This is a genomic window from Paenibacillus antibioticophila (genome assembly GCF_000455265.1).
Lineage (GTDB): Bacteria > Bacillota > Bacilli > Paenibacillales > Paenibacillaceae > Fontibacillus > Fontibacillus antibioticophila.
Map to the genome: position 1 here is coordinate 2,437,177 of NZ_HG005139.1, position 18,525 is coordinate 2,455,701.

Below are 18,525 nucleotides of genomic sequence, written 5' to 3' on the forward strand. Positions count from 1 at the left end.
TTAAATTTCGTCATCCTTGAAGGCAACGCCCTCAACCTTGACATTGACTTCTACAATCTTCAGTCCGCTCATATTCTCAACCGCTTCCCGCACGTTTTGCTGAAGCATGCGGCACACTTCATGAATCGGGGTTTCGTACAGTACGATGATTCTGAGATCAACTGCGGCTTCCAATTGACCGACTTCAACGGTGACGCCTTTTTGTACATTTTTACCGCTGAGACGCTTGGCCCATCCTTCCGACAAGCCTCCGGACATGGCAGCAATGCCTGGCGTTTCAAGAGCCGCCATTCCGGCGATCTTGGCAACCACGTCATCTGAAATTCGAATATGTCCCATATCTAATTGTAATTGCTCGGTCATGGTCATTCCTCCTTTAACCTCATTAATTTCATTGTAAATCCTAACCTCTTTTTTCGCAAATTATAGACCGATTCCGACCCATCGTTTATAATCTTCACGTTATTGGTGAATATTGAATTAGATTCCTATTTCTTAAGGAGGCAGAGGTGTTGATTCGTGAAAAAGTACATATCTCCCGGCTTGCTGGTCTTCTTCTTTCTACTCAGCGCCATCGGGCACTACGCCCACTTTCCGGCAACTCTTGAGTTCATCGTGTCAGCGGTTGCCGTTATCTTCGTGGCAGGCTTTCTGGGAAAGGCTACGGAAAGCGTGGCCCACTATGCAGGACAGCGTCTGGGCGGCTTCCTGAATGCAACCTTCGGCAATGCAGCCGAGCTGATTATCGGTGTGCTGCTGATCCGTGAGGGACTCTTCGATATGGTTAAAGCCAGCATCACCGGCTCGATTATCGGGAATCTTCTGCTCGTGCTTGGACTAAGCCTGTTTGCAGGAGGGCTAAAGCATAAAGTGCAGAGATATAATGTTACCCTGGCCGGGATGAACGGTTCGCTCATGATCGTAGCGATCATCGCCCTGTTTGTGCCCGCAATCTTCCTTAATACGCATGTGCTGCACGAAGAAGATCGCAATTCCGTCAGTCTTGTCGTAGCCGGTATCTTAATTGTGGCCTATCTGTTGTGGCTCGTCTTCTCGATGATCACCCATAAAAATGTTCTAGCCGATGTTGCGGACAATGCGCAGGAAGAACTGCCCCATGAGCATGCTCCTGCCTGGTCCAAACAACGCTCCATCATCTATTTGGTCCTTGCAACCGTCATGGTAGCCTTTGTCAGTGAATGGCTGGTTCATACGCTGGATACGTTCACCGCCAAGTTCGGATTGAGCGAAATTTTCGTTGGTGCCTTCGTCGTTGCGATCGTCGGAAATGCTGCCGAACACAGTGCGGCAATCATGCTGGCGATGAAAAACAAGATTGGTGCCGCCGTCGAGATTGCAGTAGGAAGCAGTCTGCAAATCGCCTTGTTTGTCGCTCCGGTCATGATCTTCATCAGCCACTTGATCGGCAGGCCGATGGATATTGTCTTTACCGTTGTTGAGCTTGCGGCGATCGGCGTCTCTGTCTTTATCGCGAAATCCATCACCCAGGACGGCCAGACCAACTGGTATGAGGGACTGCTGCTCATCGCCGTCTATTGTATACTGGGGTACTCGTTCTATCTCGTCTAAAAGGCGAACAAAAGAAGCGCACGATCCTCTGAGATCGTGCGCTTTGTTCCTGAATTAGGATGGATTATTCTTTATTATTCAGCGCCTCATACAGCGTTGCCAAGTTTCTTTCCAGCTTGCTGAGGATTTGCTTGCCTACGGCCTCCTGTACAAGCCCGACACGCACAGCATAATCGACTTGCCGGGAGAAGCCGTACATCTGAGTATCCAATACTTCCTCATAGAGAGGACAATATCGAGTAGCCAGATTCTCCATCTGCACTTCAATCAGCTTTTCTATTTTATCGGCATCTTCCTTCAGAAGATGTAATGCCCTGAGATTCAGTTGCTCCTGCAAATCAGATGAAGTCATGTATATCCCCCCCTATATCCTCCGCATAAACCACAAATCTATTCTATTCTTAATATTAGACGAAATTGCAGACCAATACAAGAAGCAGCATCCGATTACAGCCTGAAAAAAAACACCCCCGCTTATTAGCAGGAGTGTCTCGCACTTCTTACTCGGCTACAACTTTTACATCCAGACCGTGTTTGGCAAAAACAGCGGATACGGCAGCCTTGGCTTCATCAGCATCCGGCCCGTGAACATGAAGTTCATAGCTTTTCGTATTAACCAAAGTAGTGAAGAGGCCAAGAATACTCTTTACGTCGATATACTTATTGTCTGCTTGAAGCACGATCGAAGAAGTGTACTTACCAGCGGTTTGCGCAATTTCTACTACAGCCTGATTATTATTCGACATCGTAATCCCTCCGTGAGCAACATTAAAAACATACCTCAATGATACATTGAATCCGCTTTCCAAGCAAGGGATTTCTCCTATATCAGGTTCTCCGGATTCAATCCTTCCAATTCAGGAAGGACAAAAATTCCATCCTTGCGAATGAGCACATCATCAAAGTAAATTTCCCCGCCGCCGTAATCCGGACGTTGGATCAGAACCAGGTCCCAATGGATGGAGGAGCGGTTGCCGTTATCCGTTACACCCTCATAGGCCTGACCTGGAGTAAAGTGCAGACTTCCCGCAATTTTCTCGTCAAACAAAATGTCCTTCATCGGGTGCAAAATATACGGGTTAAAGCCAATCGCAAATTCTCCGATGTATCTCGCACCTTCGTCTGAATCCAGAATCTCATTCAGGCGAGTTGTATCACTGCCGGTCGCTTCCACAATCTTGCCGTTCTCAAAGCGGAATTTGATATTTTCAAAGGTAATTCCATTATAGAGCGTTGCCGCGTTATAGCTGATCGTACCATTAACGGAATCACGCACAGGAGCAGTGTATACCTCGCCGTCAGGAATATTTTTCTGACCGGAGCATTTTTCGGATTCGATGCCCTTGATCGAGAAGGACAGATCCGTTCCCGGTCCTGTGATGCGTACCTTGTCGGTCCGGTTCATCAGTTCGGACAATGCGTCCTGAGCCCGGTCCATCTTGGCATAATCCAGATTGCAGACGTCAAAATAAAAGTCCTCAAAGGCCTCTGTGCTCATACTTGCCAACTGAGCCATGCTGGCATTCGGATAGCGAAGCACAACCCACTTCGTCTGCTTTACCCGTTGCTCGCTATGTACCGGGTGAGAATACAGCGAATTATACAGCTTCATCTTGTCTTTTGGCACGTCGGACATGTCGTTGACGTTGGAGCCTGCACGAATGCCGATATAGCAATCCATCATCTTCATGCGAACCAGATCATATTCAGCCCAGGCTTTGATTCCCTCCTCAGTCGCATATTTCAGCTGCGAGCTTTGCACGGCCTTGTCTGTCAGCTCCACAAAAGCGTTGCCGCCCTTCTTCCCGATTTCCTCGACAACTGCCTTAAGCAGGTCGCGCTCGTCGCCAATCATCTCTACGAGTACATTTTCTCCTGGTTGAACATCGACCGAATAACCGACCAGGTTCTCCGCTAATTTCTGAATTCTTGGATCTTTCATGTAGAGCAGCCTCCTCCAGATACTTGCTTTCGCCTATTTTCGCAGCGAGCCCGCTGCCTGAACACCGTTCGACATTTAGTTGAACAATGGTTAATTTATCTATTTCATTGTAGCACGGCACAGGACAGAAGTCAGCACAGCCTATTTACCATATTCAAATTTACTGTCCGTAAGCAATGCCTCCTGCTCCTGAATGCCACGGGTATTCGTATAGAGCAGCCTGGTCTCTGAGGTCATACGTTCAGGAAGCCCTGTGTTCCGGTTAATCGTCAAATAATAAACGGTTTCTGCCTGACAAGCAGTAAGCATGTTGTCGAGATGCTTCCTCCCCTTTGACCATTCCCGTTCCAGTTCCGATTCCACCTCTTTGCGCTGACCCCCCGAGAGGTTTTGCAGCCTGCGCTGCCAGCCGGTACGCACCGCTTCCATTTCCTCGACCAATTGCTTGTTCAATACCCTCTTCGCGGCTTCCGGGTCAAGCTGTATACGCAATACCCGGGTTCCCCTCGCCGCCGCATGCTCCTCGGTAATGGTCTTGGCTGCGCGGCGAATAGATTCCAGCTGTTCCAGCGGATTAAGTCTGGACAGCCCGGCCGTGAGCGCGGAGACTTGGCTATCTGCTACTTTCCAGGTTTCACCGTTCCAGGCAAGCTGAATCTGAGCTTGCGAGGTACCGGCCGCCTCGATCTGCTGCCCCTTGTCCTGGCCCGCTTCCGTTGAAGGGAGAGTGCTCTGCATACTCAGCTTCTGATGATCCTTCAACTCGCCGCTGTACCCCAACTGCTCATCCAGACTCCAGCGCTGCCCCCTTGCTACTGCCGCTTGCCCCTTGAACTTGAGCGTATCAATCCCTGCCAGTCCGGACCAGGTGAAATCAAACCACTCCTCAGCCGTTTTCGATTCCTGCCAGCCGCAAGACGCTAGAAGAAACATTACCATGTACAGGCAAGCCACTCTGCCTATCGTAGATTTTCGCATCCGATCTTCACCTTCCCAATCAGTATTTCAGTATTTTGTATATTCGCGCCTTTTCCTTACTTATTCCGGTGTTTATTTAGGCTTAGACTGTCCTTCGCATGAAAATCTATACAAAAAAAGAAGCCTGCATCATTCGACCTGCAGGCTTCCTGCCAGTTGACGCACTACCCAACGCACGACTGGTTTCTTCCGCTCTTTTTTGCTTTATACAACGCCATATCAGCCAAATAGAACAAAGACTCTACGCTGACCTTTTCCGATTCAAGTGTCCACCCTGATATTCCGCAGGAAACGGTGACCTGAGGATCGGTCTCGGAGGCGACTCTCAGACGTATCTTCTCCGCAATTTGTTGTCCGATATGAACGTCTGCCTCCGGTAAGTAGATTGCCAGTTCTTCCCCGCCCCAGCGGGCTGAAATATCGCTTTTCCGGACTGTACTCTTTATAATTGCACATACTTGCTTTAATATCCGATCACCGACCTGGTGGCCAAAGGTATCATTAATCTGCTTAAAGGAATCGATGTCAACGATAATCAAGCATCCCTTTTCATGAAGCCTAAGCATTTGCGACACCCGATCATCCAGATACCGCCTAGCATACAGCTCCGTCAGCATGTCCTGGTTAGCCATTCGCTGCACTTCCGCATGCAGCGAAGCATTCGCAATCGAAAGAGCTATATGGGAAGACAGAACTTGCAGCAGCCTATAGTTATCATAGGAGAAGAAATGCTCCTTCCGATGTGCAAGCATAATGGTGCCGATCACCTCTCCCCTCACAATGAGCGGGGTAACGATCAATGACCGTGAGCCCGTATCCTCCATAAGCTTGGACTGCATTTTATTATCAGCCTTGTAATCTGATAATATCATCGGCTCCCGAGTGGAATAGACCACACCTGAGAATCCATAATCCTTAGGAAAATGCTCCTTGGATAACTCCGGAATATTGCAAGCCATCACCTCAAAATACTCGCCGTCTCTGTCAATCTGACAGATGCAGCAGTATTCCGCATGGAAAATAGACAGAAGTTCTTCTGTTGCAAATTTGAATACTTCCTTCAAACGAAGGCTTCCATTTAAGCGCTTAGTCAATTCATTAATCAGCCGAAACTCGCTCACAAGAAGATTGGACTGCTCGTACAATTTGGCATTTTCAAAGGCAGAACCGGCCGTATCCGCCAACATTTCAATCAAACGGAGGTCCGCTTCCTCAATATCATCCCGGGGAATCACTAAATGAAACACGCCGTATACTCCTTGCTTTCCGGTTAGCGGGACTGCAACTTCCAGACATGGTTGCCGCATTTCATTGAGACACTCATGTCGAAGCATCTTCCCTTGCATAAATGCTCTAACACACATGTGGTCGTCTTCCCCCTGCAGCTGCAAGGATTTAACCCTCGGGTCTCGGCTAAGATAATCCTGGGACATTAGAAGTTCTACCTCAACTCCCGGATACATTCCCGAAATCCGCTCGAACACTTCGGTAAGCACGGCATCCACATCAATTTGATCGTGCAGCTTTTGAACCACCTGAAACAGAATGTTCCTCCGGTGTTCCTCCTGGCTTGACTTGTGCTGAAGACTCAGTACATCCGAGACAAATAACGCTTTAAAGAATTTGTAAAAGCACGACAAAAAATACCTTCCGGCCATCTCAACCCAGGACAGTGCGAGCGGTGCGTTGTCCGGCTGCAACCCGCTGACCCTGCAGCCCAGCACTGCAAACAGCTCCTTGGTATGCCTGGACAGCAAGGGAACAGCAAGGTAGTGACTGCCTTCGGAGAGAGAAGATGCGACTGCGGAGCGGTTCACACAATCCCGTGCGACCCGATTGCCCTCCTCCATCTCTTGATGAAGAAGCAATTGTCCTGAATAGTCGGCAATAAACCAGACGACCTCATCTATGCCCGGAAGCGAAGGCAGTTCCTTCGACCATTCTTCATAGGTCTCAAGGAGTAGCGGTGTAATATAAGGATAGTCATAAGAAGTTATATCCACGAATTCGAGCCAGTCCGTATAGTCCATACGTGTCCGGGCTGAATCTACGGTTTGGAGAGAAAAGCCAGCGTTGCCTTGCAATGTCGTCATCAGATCGTCATGGGGATGTTTGGCCATAGATAGCTCCCTTTCACTCTCGTCTTCTCTTGAGAAGCGAAGAAGTCATGTACTCGAAGCCTTTCGATTCTGGATGCAGGATGATTAACGAATTGATAGCCGCTTGTCCGTATAATTTATGTACATCCATTCTACTATCTAATTAACACGTTTGCATTAAAAAATCTCTATTTTCCAAGCTTTCCCTAGGACAAAAGAACTATCGACAAAATTCCAGGAGAACATGCATATTACGCCCTTGACTTTATAGCACTAATTCATATAATATTTATTGTTGATAAAGATCAGGATAGGATCTTGATTAGGGCGTAACGCATGCGAGCACCCTCTCGGTTTTTGTTGCCGACAAGACAGCGGCTGAACTTTCTTGTCGGAGGGCGGACATCTATCCTCCGCACGCACAAACAAAACCCGCGCAAGTAGAACCCTACACAGAAAATTATTGATAAAAGGAGTCTACCTATACAATGGCACGTTACACTGGTCCTAAATTTAAACTCAGCCGCCGCCTTGGCATTTCCTTGAGCGGTACTGGCAAAGACTTGAAACGCCCTTTCCCTCCAGGACAACATGGTCCTAACCAACGCAGAAAGGTTTCCAACTACGGCATGCAGCTGTTGGAGAAGCAAAAACTGCGTCATATGTACGGTTTGGGTGAAAAGCAATTCCGCACACTCTTCGCACACGCGCAAAAACAACCGGGTATTGCCGGTGAAAACTTTATGGCCCTGCTCGAAAGCCGCCTGGACAACCTGGTATACCGTCTTGGCTTCGCTAATTCCCGTGCAGGTGCACGCCAATTGGTAGCCCATGGTCATATCACAGTGAACGGCAAGAAAGTAGATATCGCTTCCTACCGTGTGAGCCTGGGTGACGTAATTGGTCTTCGCGAAAGAAGCCGCGGCTTGTCTTCCGTGAAGGAAGCCCTGGAAAACCGTTCGCATCTTCCAGCTTACCTGGAGTACAACGACAACGCTATGGAAGGCAAGTACATCCGCCTGCCAGAACGTTCCGAGTTGTCCCAAGACATCGACGAGAAGCAAATCGTCGAATTCTACAACCGTTAATAACGAGAACAGCCGTCCGCGTGGACGGCTGTTCCTTTATGTTCCAAGATGTATCTTCTCTAAATTATTTCTTCAGTATGGAGCCCCTGCTCTGCGGCAGCATACCTTTCGAAGCTTCGGGAGTCCAGCGGCGGACTGAAAAGGTTCCCTTGCAATTCCTCACAATTTAACTCTACAAACAATTCCTGCTCGGTTTCTGTCTCTATACCTTCTGCAGTAACCTTGAGCCCCATGCTGTTAACCAGACCGGCAATTCCTTTCACTACAGAGGCGTTATCTTCGGTAAGATCTTCTCCATTATGAAAAAAGGTCCGATCCAGCTTCACGGTTGAAACCGGCAGATGCCGAAGTCTGCTTAAGGAGGTATAACCGGTTCCAAATTCCTCAATGACAATTTCAATTCCCATTCTCTTAAGTTCCTGCAAGGCCTCGACGACCTGTTCAGTCTGATTCATAAATACACTTTCCGTAAGTTCTAGCCCCAAATAATGCGGCTCAAGACCTGTCTGGCGCAAGATTGAATGTATGCGTCCTACAATGTTCATCCGGTAGAAATGCTTGGTGGACAGGTTCACAGAGATTGGCAGTTTATGGACCTTAAGTTCATGCCATTCCTTCGTCTGTCTGCATGCTTCCCGGAGCATCCAGAAATCAATATCCGCGATCACACCCGAGGCTTCGGCAATCGGAATGAACTTTGACGGAGGAATCGCTCCCAGTTCGGGATGATTCCAACGGATGAGCGCCTCATATCCCCTCATTCGCCCTGTTACCGGATTCACTTTAGGCTGATAGACCAGATATAACTGCTCTTCATGCAAAGCGGTTCTTAGACCGTTCTCCAGAAGCACGGTTTCATTCATCGCATTCTCTCTGTCTCTGTTGAAAATATAGTAGCTGCCCTCCCCCTTCTCTCTGGCCGCATACATGGCCATATCCGCTTTCCTGACGATCTCATCCTGACTGATCCCATGCTCTGGATAGATACTGACTCCAATACTCAACGTAATATAAATATAATTCCCCTCGAGCTCGAGCGGGGAGTCAAACAGCCTGCCGATCCGCTTGGCCATTTCAGGAAGATCGTCATCCGAAATATATTTGTACAGGAAAATGAATTCATCTCCTCCCAGCCGGAACACCTCGCACTGCTCATCAGCAAGCTGCTCAAAACGAAGAGACACCTTCAGCAGCAGCAAATCCCCTGAGATATGTCCCAGGGCGTCATTCACTTCTTTAAACCGGTTAATGTCGACAAATAGGACCGCTATCTTCTCCCGAAAGCCCGTATCCCTGATCATTTCACTGAGCCGCTGACGAAACCTTAGCCGATTCGGCAGCCCGGTCAAAGTATCGTAGTAAGCAAGATATTTCAGCTTCTCCTCCGAAACGCGCAACCGGCTATTTATCGACTCCATTTCTTCGAACCTGTTCAGTAATTCGTCTGATATGCTTTTAAAATTATGCGCTAACGAATCAATCTCCAGAATCCCGCTGGAGGACCAGTCAGGTACAGCCATCTGCCTGAGCTTGACCGGCAAACGGCTTGAATTGAGCTCCAGCCGTTTTAGGCTTCGTTCAAGCCAGGCGTTGATACACAGAGCCAAGCATACCGCAATGGAAGCGCTTGCCATCATGTACAGGATTTGATATATGTACTCCAGAAAAATGGCTGTCTGATAAGGCATAACAGGCAGGATGACCGATATCAGATATTCCTGCTTGTCCGAAGATGCTGTGTAGACATAATTCGCATCATGCCAGCGTCCGGTGGGAAGCAGGGTGGTCTCCTCAGGAAGGTCAATCTCGAACCTGCTCTCGACCGGCTTCAGTGGCTCCATCGGCTTCCAGTTTGCATATAAGCTCATATCGCTGGCAGCCAATGCAACCCCCTCCTTGTCTGCAATAACGATGTTGAGCAGGTCAGGAGAAGGGGTTGCGAAGCGGGATGCAATCTCCTGCAGATCCCCGGTCTGAAGTCTCTCTTCTCCCCTGTGCTCCAGCTCGCTTAAAATACGTTCAGCCGTGCTCTCCGAAGTCTTGAGTGCATTCATCTTGGAGGAATCGATAGAATGCCAGCCACCAACGGTCAGGTTAATCAAGAAGGGGAGCGATACGGTGGTGACCGTTAGATGGAATAAGACGCGCTTGAACGGAATCGGCGGACGGTATTCTTTTGCAGGTGGTATGACTCTTCTCATCACATAGTAGTCCAGCATATCGGCTGTAAGGATATTAAACAGGCTGTTGGACACCGTGATTGCAAACAGAAGTGCAAATTCGATCATCGTATAGGAGCCGCTTGTGAAGAATAAAGCCGCCGTTAAGGGGAGCCCGATCAAAAGCCAGAAGTACAGGTCAAGCTTCAGTATCTGTCCTTGATTTCTGTGAATACAAGTCGCAATCCAGAGCAGTTCCAGGAAAAAGATCAGCACAAAGGCAGGAGCGGCATTCAGTGCAATCATGATTCCATAAGCGCTTGCAGATACCAGGATACCCATCCGGATCCCTTGGAGTCGAATAAGTCCAATAAGAAAAATGTTCGTAAAAACGACGGTGATTCCAAAAATAAGATGCGGGCGAGTGAACGTGCTCACGAACGCCAGCATCATCAAAACAGCGATACACACCCGCCGGACCAGGTCTGTCTCCGCACTATCCTTTTTCATTCATCACTCCTCCTCCAAAAAAGCCGCCTGCTTGAAAAAAAAGACCTAATGGGGGCCTGAAAGGTCCATTCGGTCTTATACAAATCTGTCCTATTAGGTTAAGCAGTTGTGAGATAATCGGATCTCGATCCAATTCTACAATAGAATTACACAAATTCATAGAACCTTCGACCTATAGAAGTGAAAATTCTGTCTATTTTATCACAAGCCTGGCAAATTTCCGTTTTCCTGCCTGGAAAATGTCCCCGTCAGACCATTGAATTTCAACATTCGGGCCGGCCACTTTCCCTTCGTTCGGCTTCATCGGCTCGTGCTGAATGATGTCCAAAATGCACGAAAGCTAAACTTAAAAGCCAATTTATGCTATAATGGGGACGGTAAAAAAGGAGGAACATCCATGGTTCAAGAGAATGAGAACAGCTCCGGAAAGAAGCGGAGATCGAAACCGAAAAAAGCGCAACCTGCCCGCAGACGCAAACGCGGACGCTGGGTCTGGGCAACTCTCGGATGGCTTTTCCTGCTGGGCATTGCCGGGGGCTTGTTCGCCGGGGGCGCTGTATTCGGATATGTCACTTCCTTTGTAAAGGAGGAGCCTATACGGTCCCAGGCTGATATTGAGAACAAGATAAATTACAATACCATTACCGGATTTGCATATTTCCGTGACGGGCAGCCGATTGGACAGCTTCGTTCGGAAGAGGACCGCCGGCCCGTGAATTATAAGGAAATTCCCGCAACCGTCATTGACGCGGTTCTCGCGATTGAAGATAACCATTTTCGGGAGCATATCGGCGTCGACTTCAAGGGAACCCTTCGTGCCGTCAAGCAAAGATTGTTGAACGAAGACATTCAAACCGGCGGAAGTACATTGACCCAGCAGCTTGCCCGAAGAGTATTTCTGAATCTCGATCAAACGGACAACCGGAAGGTCAAGGAAATTCTACTTGCACTGCGCCTGGAGCGCTTTTTGGGTAAGGATGAGATTCTAACCGCCTACCTGAATAAGGTTCCGTTCGGCAACGGTTCCAACGGATATCAGGTCTATGGAATCAAGGCTGCGGCCAAAGGAATTTTTAATATTACTAATCTAGAGGATCTCAATATCGCACAATCTGCTTATCTGGCGGGTCTTCCGCAGCTTCCCTCCTCCTATTCGGCCTTCAACGGCAAGGGGGAATTCAACCAGGAAGCCTTCGACCGTGCTCTGAAGAGACAGCGGTTGGTGCTTCAGCGAATGCTTGAGGAGAACAAAATTACCGAGTCTCAATATCATGAAGCACTCGCCTTTGATATTAAGTCTTCCCTGGCTCCGCAGACGAAGAAGGCTTATGATACCTTCCCTTACCTGATGCTGGAGACAGAGCGTCAAGCAGCCATTGTCATTGCTATGCTCAACAATCCGGAGCTGACCAAGGAAGAAGCGTCCGGCAATTCTCAGATTCTGGAGGAGGCAAGGCAGGAGCTGTTGACCGGTGGATACCGCGTCTTTACGACGATTGATAAAAAGGTCTATAACTCCATGCACAAAATCTCTGACGATGCGAATAACTTCTCGCCTTATAGCGAGACCAAGGGATTGGAACAGGTTGCCGGCATGATGATCGACAATACCACAGGAGCCATCCTGGGCATGATTGAGGGTCGGGACTTCTATACAGAGCAGATGAACTATGCCACCCAAATGGTCCGGCAGCCCGGCTCTACCATGAAGCCGATAGCCGCCATCCTGCCTGCAATGGAAGAAGGACTCGTCCAGCCGGCAAGCATCATCGACGATTCGCCGATCATCCTGCGCGATTACCAGAAGGGTTATCACATTCCGGTAAATTCAAGCGGAGGCTATAAGGGACTGGTAACCGCCAGAACCGCACTTAACGAGTCTCGCAACGTCCCTGCTCTGAAGATTTTCAATAACATCCTAGGGATAGATAAAGCATGGGATTTTACGAAAAAGCTCGGAATTACTACTCTGGATGAGCAGGATTATTCTGCGCAAACCGGGGTGCTTGGCGGCCTGAAATACGGAGTATCGGTTGAGGAATTGACGAATGCCTATTCCGCCATCGGCAATGGCGGACAGTTCAATGACGCCTATATGATCTCTAAAATTACCGATTCCAATGGAAATGTTGTCTACCTGCACGAGAATGACCCGCAGCGTGTGTTCTCCAAGCAGACAGCTTACCTGATGACCGATATGCTTCGCACAGTCATCACAAGCGGAACCGGGACGTCCATCAAGAGCGATTTTGACAAATACGGAAAAATCCCTGTGGTCGGCAAAACCGGATCAACGCAAAATTATGCGGATGTCTGGTTCATGGGATATACGCCGGATGTGACTCTGGGAATCTGGATCGGCTACAAGGAGCCGGTCAATACCCTTTCCAGTGAGGGTAAATCTCGTGCCAGAAAAATTTGGGCGCTCGTTATGAACGAAGTGACCGATAATGTCCCCGATCTGTTCGTGACTAACGAATTTGCCAAGCCTGAGGGAATCGTCAGTAAAACCGTGTCCGGCTATAGCGGCAAGCTGCCGACAGATTTGACAAGGCAGGCCGGCAAGACGGTTACAGATATTTTCAACTCAAAATTCGTGCCTACCGAACCGGATGATGTATTGGTCCGTATGAAATACATCACTTATGAAGGCGTCAATTATATCCCTCAAGAGGCCACACCTGAGGATATGGTTCTCGAAAAGGTCGTCATGAAGCGTGAAAAGCCGATCCAGGCGCTGATTGAAGAGCTGGAAAATGCCTTTAAAGTCATGAAGAATCACAAGTCGCTCAGTTTTTATATGCCGAAGGATGCCGGAGAAGATGCGCCTGGCAAGCCGGATCCACGGGTTGACGACGGTAATCCTCCTGCCGCACCAGCCAATGTAAGGCTGGATAGCTCAAGCGGAGCAGCTGTTGTAAGCTTCGACAAGAATCCGGAAAGTGATGTTGTAGGTTATAGGCTCTATCGGTCTATGGACGGAAACACCTTCCAATACACAGGAAGCGTTGCACGGACTGGCGGGGACACGGTGATCAAGGATCCTGGCAACGGCGGCTTTAGCAGTTCCTATTATGTGACTGCGGTTGACGTGGCAGGCAAAGAATCCGTACCAAGTGCGATTGTCGGTTACAATGACTGGTTGCCTGATTTCCCTGACGCTTCGGAGGGCGGAGAAGGAAGCGGAAACGGCAGCGATTCGTCCGGAGAACAGCAGGGTGAAATCTTCCTGCCGCCAGCTGCACCAGGACAGGTCAGCGTACAAAATAATGATAACAGCATTACGGTAACTTGGCAGTCCGGAAGTCTTGCGGATCAAGTGATCAGCTACAATATTTACTATTCGGAGCATGAAGCAGGTCCATTTAATCTGCTTGGCACCTCCTCCACCGCACAATTCAGCTTTATGAGCGACAAGGGCGGATGGGTCCAGGTAACGGCAGTGAATGCTCTTGGGGAATCTTCTCCTTCTGCACCGACCAAAATCACGAATTAAAAAATGGCTGTCTCAAGCTCTATAGCAGAGCTTGAGACAGCCATTCTCATATATTCAACTATTCAACCCTCTAGTCCTCAATTGTCGACAAATCACCAGCCGGGAGATTCAGCTCCCATGCCTTCAGGACACGACGCATAATCTTACCTGAACGGGTCTTCGGCAGCTTATCCTTGAACTCGATCTCCCTTGGAGCCGCATGCGCCGACAAGCCTTCCTTCACAAAGCGCGATATCTCTGCCTTCAGCTCTTCTGTCGGGTGATAGCCTTCTCTCAATGAGATAAATGCCTTGATCACCTCTCCCCGCACCGGATCAGGCTTTCCGATAACGCCCGCTTCGGCCACTGCCGGATGCTCGACAAGCTTGCTCTCGACTTCAAAGGGGCCTACTCGCTCCCCGGATGAATTGATCACGTCATCGATCCGGCCTTGAAACCAGAAATACCCGTCCTCATCCATATAGGCCGTGTCCCCGGAAATGTACCATCCGGGAATTCGGAAATATTCCTCGAATTTGGGCGCATTGTTCCAGACAAGCCGCATCATGGACGGCCAAGGCGTGCGGATGGCCAGATTCCCCATACGGTTCGGCGGCAATTCCTTGCCATTGTCATCAATGATAGCCGCCTGAATGCCGGGAACGGGTTTCCCCATCGAACCCGGCTTGATCGGCAGGGACGGATAATTACAAATCAGCTGTCCTCCCGTCTCCGTCATCCACCAGGTATCGTGAATCCGGTGTCCATACGTCTTATGCCCCCATCGTACAACCTCCGGGTTCAAGGCTTCTCCGACAGACAGGACATGGCGCAAGGAGGACAAGTCATACTCCCTAACAATATCTTCACCGGCGCCCATCAGCATCCGGAAGGCCGTCGGAGCACTATACCAGACTGTGACAGCATAACGCTGGATAGTGTCATACCAGTCCCCCGGGCTGAAACGTCCGCCCCGTACCACATTAGTTACGCCATGCAGCCAGGGTGCAAAGATCCCATAGGAGGTGCCTGTAACCCAGCCCGGATCGGCAGTGCACCAGTATACGTCATCCTGCTTCAGGTCCAGTACAACTTTACCGGTATAATAGTGCTGGAGCATGGCATTATGGACATGGTAGATGCCCTTCGGCTTTCCCGTTGAACCGGAGGTATAATGCAGGATCAATCCGTCCTCACGGTTCACCCACTCCATCTCCGCATTTGTGGAGGCCTGACTCATTTCACTGTGATAGTCAAGGATCCCGTCTTCCTTCTGCACATGATCACCAGCAACAAAGACATATTTCAGCAGCGGCAATTCATCCCGCCGTACACGCGGCAGCAACGCAGTTGTTGTCACAAGCGCAACCGCTCCGCTATCCTCAAGACGATCCTTAACCGCTGTCTCCATGAAGGCTTCGAACAAGGGCCCGGCGATCGCTCCTATCTTGAGAATGCCAAGGAGGCAAATGTATAGCTCCGGGCTGCGAGGCATGAATACAAATACCCGGTTTCCCTTTGAAATCCCCTTGCTTCGAAGCACATTCGCAAACTGGTTCGACTTTGCCTGGAGCTCTTCAAAGGTATAGGATTCTTGTCGTCCATCGCCGTCCTGATACAGAAGGGCAATCCGTCCCCCTCTTCCCTCGTCCACATGACGATCAATCGCTTCATAGGCCATGTTGACCTTCCCGGTCTCATACCAGGTGAACTGCTTCTCCACATCTTCCCAATGAAATTGACTGCAGGCTTCATCATAATTGCCCAAATTGGAAGAAGCAGCTCCTGCAGCTATAATCTCTCCTTGCAATTGACTCATTGTTCCATCCTCCCCTTGAAAATCTTCAACTTATAGCCGTTGCTTTCAATGAAAACGGATTCAAATCTGAATAGAACATAAATTGCAGAATTTCTGAATTGAGCTTGAAAGAAGCAGAAATTGATATTAAAATCACATTGTCAAGATGTAAATGTGAAAATATTATGTCGGAGAACATTATAGCACACCCCTCTGCAAGCGGCTATACTTTTCAGGAATTGATTTTTTTGGTATAAGTGAGGGAAATGAACCAAGGAGGCGGCCAGGATGGAGCATCGAAAAACGTATATCCGCCACACCCTACCCTATGGTGAAGAGGAAATTGTACTGGAGGGGCCTGTATCTCCTTCCCACCTTCGTACTTTGCGAATGCATCCCGATCTGGACGCCTTCCGAAGGCCCCAGGAACAGTGGAAGGCCCTGATTGAGATCGCCGAGCTGCCGGAGGGGCGAATCATTCTCGCACGGGTACTGGACGAAATTATCGGCTACGTTACCTTTCATTATCCCGATGAGATGGAGCGGTGGTCTCAGGGCAGGATGGAGGATTTGATTGAGCTTGGAGCCATCGAAGTAGCGAATGCGTACCGCTCCTCTAAGATCGGGTCCCGGATGATTCAAACGGCGTTCGAGGGGGAGCAAATGGAGAACTACATCGTATTTACCACGGAGTATTATTGGCATTGGGACTTAAAGACAAGCGGACTCTCCGTCTGGGATTACCGCAAAATGATGGAACGGCTGATGCAGACGGTCGGGATGGTCTGGTACGCTACAGACGATCCGGAAATATGCTCGCATCCGGCCAATTGCTTAATGGTTCGCATAGGTAAAGAGGTACCCATTGAGTCGGAGGAAAAGTTCGACCGAATCCGGTTTCAGCAGCGATTTATGTATTAGAATTAAAGTTTTGAATGGAAAAGGGATGGGGGAGGCTATGAGCGGAAGAGCATTATTTGTAAATCATGATAGAGCGGCAAATTACCGTTTTCATGATCGGCATCCTTTTCATCCGATTCGTCTGGAGCTTACCGTCGATCTGCTGTCCTGCATCGGCGCTCTTGAGCCCGGACACGTACTGAAATCCCGGTCTGCCGAGGAAGAGGAGCTGAGATGGGTCCACCAGCCTGCATATATCGAAGCAGTTAAAGCCTTGAGCGTGCCATCTCCGCAACCGGAGATCATCCGGAACGCGGAACGTTACGGATTGCTGGATGAGGATACACCTTACTTCACAGGCATGCATGAGGCAGCTTCGGATGTTGCAGGCGGGACTGTCACGGCCGTAGAAGCCGTGCTGTCCGGGCAATGTGAGCACGCCCTGCATCTGGGCGGCGGTCTTCATCATGCACTCCCTGCCAAAGCAGCCGGATTCTGTGTATACAACGACGCCGCTGTTGCAATCGAATATGCCCGGAGACGCTATGGGGCAAGGGTCTTATATATCGATACAGATGTTCATCATGGGGATGGAGTGCAATGGAGCTTCTACTCCGATCCAGATGTATGCACCTATTCTATCCATGAGACTGGCAAATATCTGTTCCCCGGTACCGGATTCGTCACGGAACGCGGGGAGCATCATGGGTATGGCGCCTCTGTGAACATTCCGCTCCAGCCCTACACGGAGGATGCCTCCTGGATGGAGTGCTTTACCCGGTCGATCTGGAGGCTGGCTGACCACTTCAAGCCTGACCTGATCTTGAGCCTGCATGGCTGTGATGCCCACGCATTAGATCCGCTCTCGCACATCCATTGCAGTATGGAGATCTATAACCAGATGCCGCATATCCTTCATGAGTTAGCTCATACCTATTGCAGCGGCCGCTGGGTCGCTATCGGCGGCGGGGGCTACGACATCTGGCGGGTTGTTCCCAGAGCCTGGAGCCTGCTGTGGCTGGAGATGAGCCACCATTCGCTCAAGCAGCTGCTACTGGAATCTTCTCCTCTCCTGCCGCTGCCTTCCGCCTGGATCGAAAAATGGCAGCCGCAGACGTCGTTCAAGCTGCCAGCCTGCTGGCTGGATGATATGTCTCACTGGGAAGGAATTCCCCGGGAAGCGGAGATTACAGCAAAAAACCGCGAGACCCTCGCGGTTGCCATGCAGGAGTATCCGGAAATTCGGGAGCAGCGAACGATCAGCCCTCATAATTAGCAAGCATGTCCGCTATGATCTCATAAGAACGGCTTGCGGCCTCTACCGAGAACTCCGAGTAATTTGCGCTTGCCGTACCGTCCGCCTTGTCAGACATGGAGCGGAGCATCACATACGGAATTTCATTCCTGTAGCACACTTGTGCCACAGCCGCCCCCTCCATTTCCACACAGGCACCATCCATCTCCTCATAGAATTGCTTGATGAGCACTGAATCGGCGATAAATTGATCCCCGGAGAGCACCCGGCCTGTCAGATAGCTGCTGTTGGTACAGACTCTCACGCAAGCCTGCTGCGCAAGAACAATAAACGGCGGGTGGGCCGGAAAATCGGATACCTCCTGATAGGGTGTTACTCCAACCGGATATCCCAACGGCGAGCAATCCATGTCATGCTGCTGGCAAGAGGAGGAGATCACGATATCTCCGATGTCCAGCGACGGATCGACCGCACCGGCCACCCCCGTAAACCATACGGCACCGATATCGAAGCGGTCAATCAACAGTTGGGCGGTCATTGCCGCGTTTACCTTTCCAACTCCGGACTTGCATACCACAATTTCTTTACCATGAAAATTTCCCTTGCTAAAGGAAGTGCCTGCATAGCTGAAGTTCTCGGTTGCTTCTAAGCCCTGTAATAAAAGCTGAATTTCTTCATCCATCGCGCCTATGATTCCAAGTGTTGCCACTACCGCAATTCACGCTCCCTCA

At 49.7% G+C, this 18,525-nt stretch carries 14 protein-coding genes; 5 read left to right on the top strand and 9 right to left on the bottom strand.

What is annotated here, in order from left to right; genetic code table 11:
- Window positions 1-363: an Asp23/Gls24 family envelope stress response protein gene (locus tag TX85_RS11220; protein WP_044479196.1), complete on the bottom strand. Its 363-nt coding sequence runs from the start codon at window positions 361-363 to the stop codon at window positions 1-3.
- Between the two features lie 156 nt (window positions 364-519).
- Between TX85_RS11220 and cax the strand changes: the two genes are divergently transcribed.
- Entirely contained in the window at window positions 520-1,590 is a 1,071-nt protein-coding gene (gene cax / locus TX85_RS11225; protein ID WP_044479197.1) for a calcium/proton exchanger, read from the top strand.
- Between the two features lie 64 nt (window positions 1,591-1,654).
- Here cax and TX85_RS11230 read toward each other — a convergent pair whose 3' ends face one another.
- From TX85_RS11230 to TX85_RS11250, 5 genes are all read right to left on the bottom strand, one after another.
- Entirely contained in the window at window positions 1,655-1,942 is a 288-nt protein-coding gene (locus TX85_RS11230) for a YlaN family protein (protein WP_044479198.1), read from the bottom strand.
- A 148-nt stretch (window positions 1,943-2,090) separates the two neighbouring features.
- Window positions 2,091-2,336, bottom strand: coding sequence for an HPr family phosphocarrier protein (locus tag TX85_RS11235; protein WP_044480002.1), 246 nt, complete (start codon window positions 2,334-2,336; stop codon window positions 2,091-2,093).
- A gap of 77 nt (window positions 2,337-2,413) precedes the next feature.
- The gene (locus TX85_RS11240; RefSeq protein WP_044479199.1) at window positions 2,414-3,532 is read right to left on the bottom strand and encodes an aminopeptidase; all 1,119 of its coding nucleotides are present in this window, start codon (window positions 3,530-3,532) and stop codon (window positions 2,414-2,416) included.
- A gap of 141 nt (window positions 3,533-3,673) precedes the next feature.
- Window positions 3,674-4,465, bottom strand: a complete 792-nt coding sequence (locus tag TX85_RS11245; RefSeq protein WP_148444358.1) for a hypothetical protein — start codon at window positions 4,463-4,465, stop codon at window positions 3,674-3,676.
- 209 nt (window positions 4,466-4,674) lie between these two features.
- A complete protein-coding gene (locus tag TX85_RS11250) occupies window positions 4,675-6,630 on the bottom strand; it encodes a sensor domain-containing diguanylate cyclase (RefSeq protein ID WP_233500686.1) in 1,956 nt (651 codons plus the stop codon).
- Window positions 6,631-7,097: 467 nt separating this feature from the next.
- Between TX85_RS11250 and rpsD the strand changes: the two genes are divergently transcribed.
- Window positions 7,098-7,697, top strand: coding sequence for a 30S ribosomal protein S4 (gene rpsD / locus TX85_RS11255; protein WP_044479201.1), 600 nt, complete (start codon window positions 7,098-7,100; stop codon window positions 7,695-7,697).
- Window positions 7,698-7,756: 59 nt separating this feature from the next.
- On the opposite strand, the gene TX85_RS25370 is transcribed toward rpsD, so the two are convergent.
- Complete coding sequence (locus TX85_RS25370; protein ID WP_049894905.1) at window positions 7,757-10,366, bottom strand: EAL domain-containing protein; 2,610 nt, start codon at window positions 10,364-10,366, stop codon at window positions 7,757-7,759.
- Window positions 10,367-10,763: 397 nt separating this feature from the next.
- Here TX85_RS25370 and TX85_RS11265 point away from each other — a divergent pair, with 397 nt between their 5' ends.
- On the top strand, window positions 10,764-13,862 hold the full coding sequence (locus tag TX85_RS11265) for a transglycosylase domain-containing protein (protein WP_044479202.1): 3,099 nt from the start codon (window positions 10,764-10,766) through the stop codon (window positions 13,860-13,862).
- Between the two features lie 70 nt (window positions 13,863-13,932).
- Here TX85_RS11265 and acsA read toward each other — a convergent pair whose 3' ends face one another.
- Complete coding sequence (acsA, locus tag TX85_RS11270; protein WP_044479203.1) at window positions 13,933-15,660, bottom strand: acetate--CoA ligase; 1,728 nt, start codon at window positions 15,658-15,660, stop codon at window positions 13,933-13,935.
- A 267-nt stretch (window positions 15,661-15,927) separates the two neighbouring features.
- Here acsA and TX85_RS11275 point away from each other — a divergent pair, with 267 nt between their 5' ends.
- Together TX85_RS11275 and TX85_RS11280 are read left to right on the top strand one after the other, a co-directional pair.
- Window positions 15,928-16,560 (top strand): GNAT family N-acetyltransferase, encoded by a 633-nt coding sequence (locus TX85_RS11275; protein ID WP_044479204.1) that lies wholly within the window; start codon window positions 15,928-15,930, stop codon window positions 16,558-16,560.
- A gap of 37 nt (window positions 16,561-16,597) precedes the next feature.
- On the top strand, window positions 16,598-17,815 hold the full coding sequence (locus TX85_RS11280) for an acetoin utilization protein AcuC (protein ID WP_081671702.1): 1,218 nt from the start codon (window positions 16,598-16,600) through the stop codon (window positions 17,813-17,815).
- On the opposite strand, the gene TX85_RS11285 is transcribed toward TX85_RS11280, so the two are convergent.
- The gene (locus tag TX85_RS11285; protein WP_262362631.1) at window positions 17,799-18,503 is read right to left on the bottom strand and encodes a 5'-methylthioadenosine/adenosylhomocysteine nucleosidase; all 705 of its coding nucleotides are present in this window, start codon (window positions 18,501-18,503) and stop codon (window positions 17,799-17,801) included. The two genes, TX85_RS11280 and TX85_RS11285, sit on opposite strands and share 17 nt — an antisense overlap.
- Between the last annotated feature and the right edge of the window lie 22 nt (window positions 18,504-18,525).

Bases quoted from the DNA above. Each gene is read 5' to 3' on its own strand.
- TX85_RS11220 (WP_044479196.1), bottom strand. From the start codon at position 363: ATGACCGAGCAATTACAATTAGATATGGGACATATTCGAATTTCAGAT.
- TX85_RS11230 (WP_044479198.1), bottom strand. From the start codon at position 1,942: ATGACTTCATCTGATTTGCAGGAGCAACTGAATCTCAGGGCATTACAT.
- TX85_RS11235 (WP_044480002.1), bottom strand. From the start codon at position 2,336: ATGTCGAATAATAATCAGGCTGTAGTAGAAATTGCGCAAACCGCTGGT.
- TX85_RS11240 (WP_044479199.1), bottom strand. From the start codon at position 3,532: ATGAAAGATCCAAGAATTCAGAAATTAGCGGAGAACCTGGTCGGTTAT.
- TX85_RS11245 (WP_148444358.1), bottom strand. From the start codon at position 4,465: ATGTTTCTTCTAGCGTCTTGCGGCTGGCAGGAATCGAAAACGGCTGAG.
- TX85_RS11250 (WP_233500686.1), bottom strand. From the start codon at position 6,630: ATGGCCAAACATCCCCATGACGATCTGATGACGACATTGCAAGGCAAC.
- rpsD (WP_044479201.1), top strand. From the start codon at position 7,098: ATGGCACGTTACACTGGTCCTAAATTTAAACTCAGCCGCCGCCTTGGC.
- TX85_RS25370 (WP_049894905.1), bottom strand. From the start codon at position 10,366: ATGAAAAAGGATAGTGCGGAGACAGACCTGGTCCGGCGGGTGTGTATC.
- TX85_RS11265 (WP_044479202.1), top strand. From the start codon at position 10,764: ATGGTTCAAGAGAATGAGAACAGCTCCGGAAAGAAGCGGAGATCGAAA.
- acsA (WP_044479203.1), bottom strand. From the start codon at position 15,660: ATGAGTCAATTGCAAGGAGAGATTATAGCTGCAGGAGCTGCTTCTTCC.
- TX85_RS11275 (WP_044479204.1), top strand. From the start codon at position 15,928: ATGGAGCATCGAAAAACGTATATCCGCCACACCCTACCCTATGGTGAA.
- TX85_RS11280 (WP_081671702.1), top strand. From the start codon at position 16,598: ATGAGCGGAAGAGCATTATTTGTAAATCATGATAGAGCGGCAAATTAC.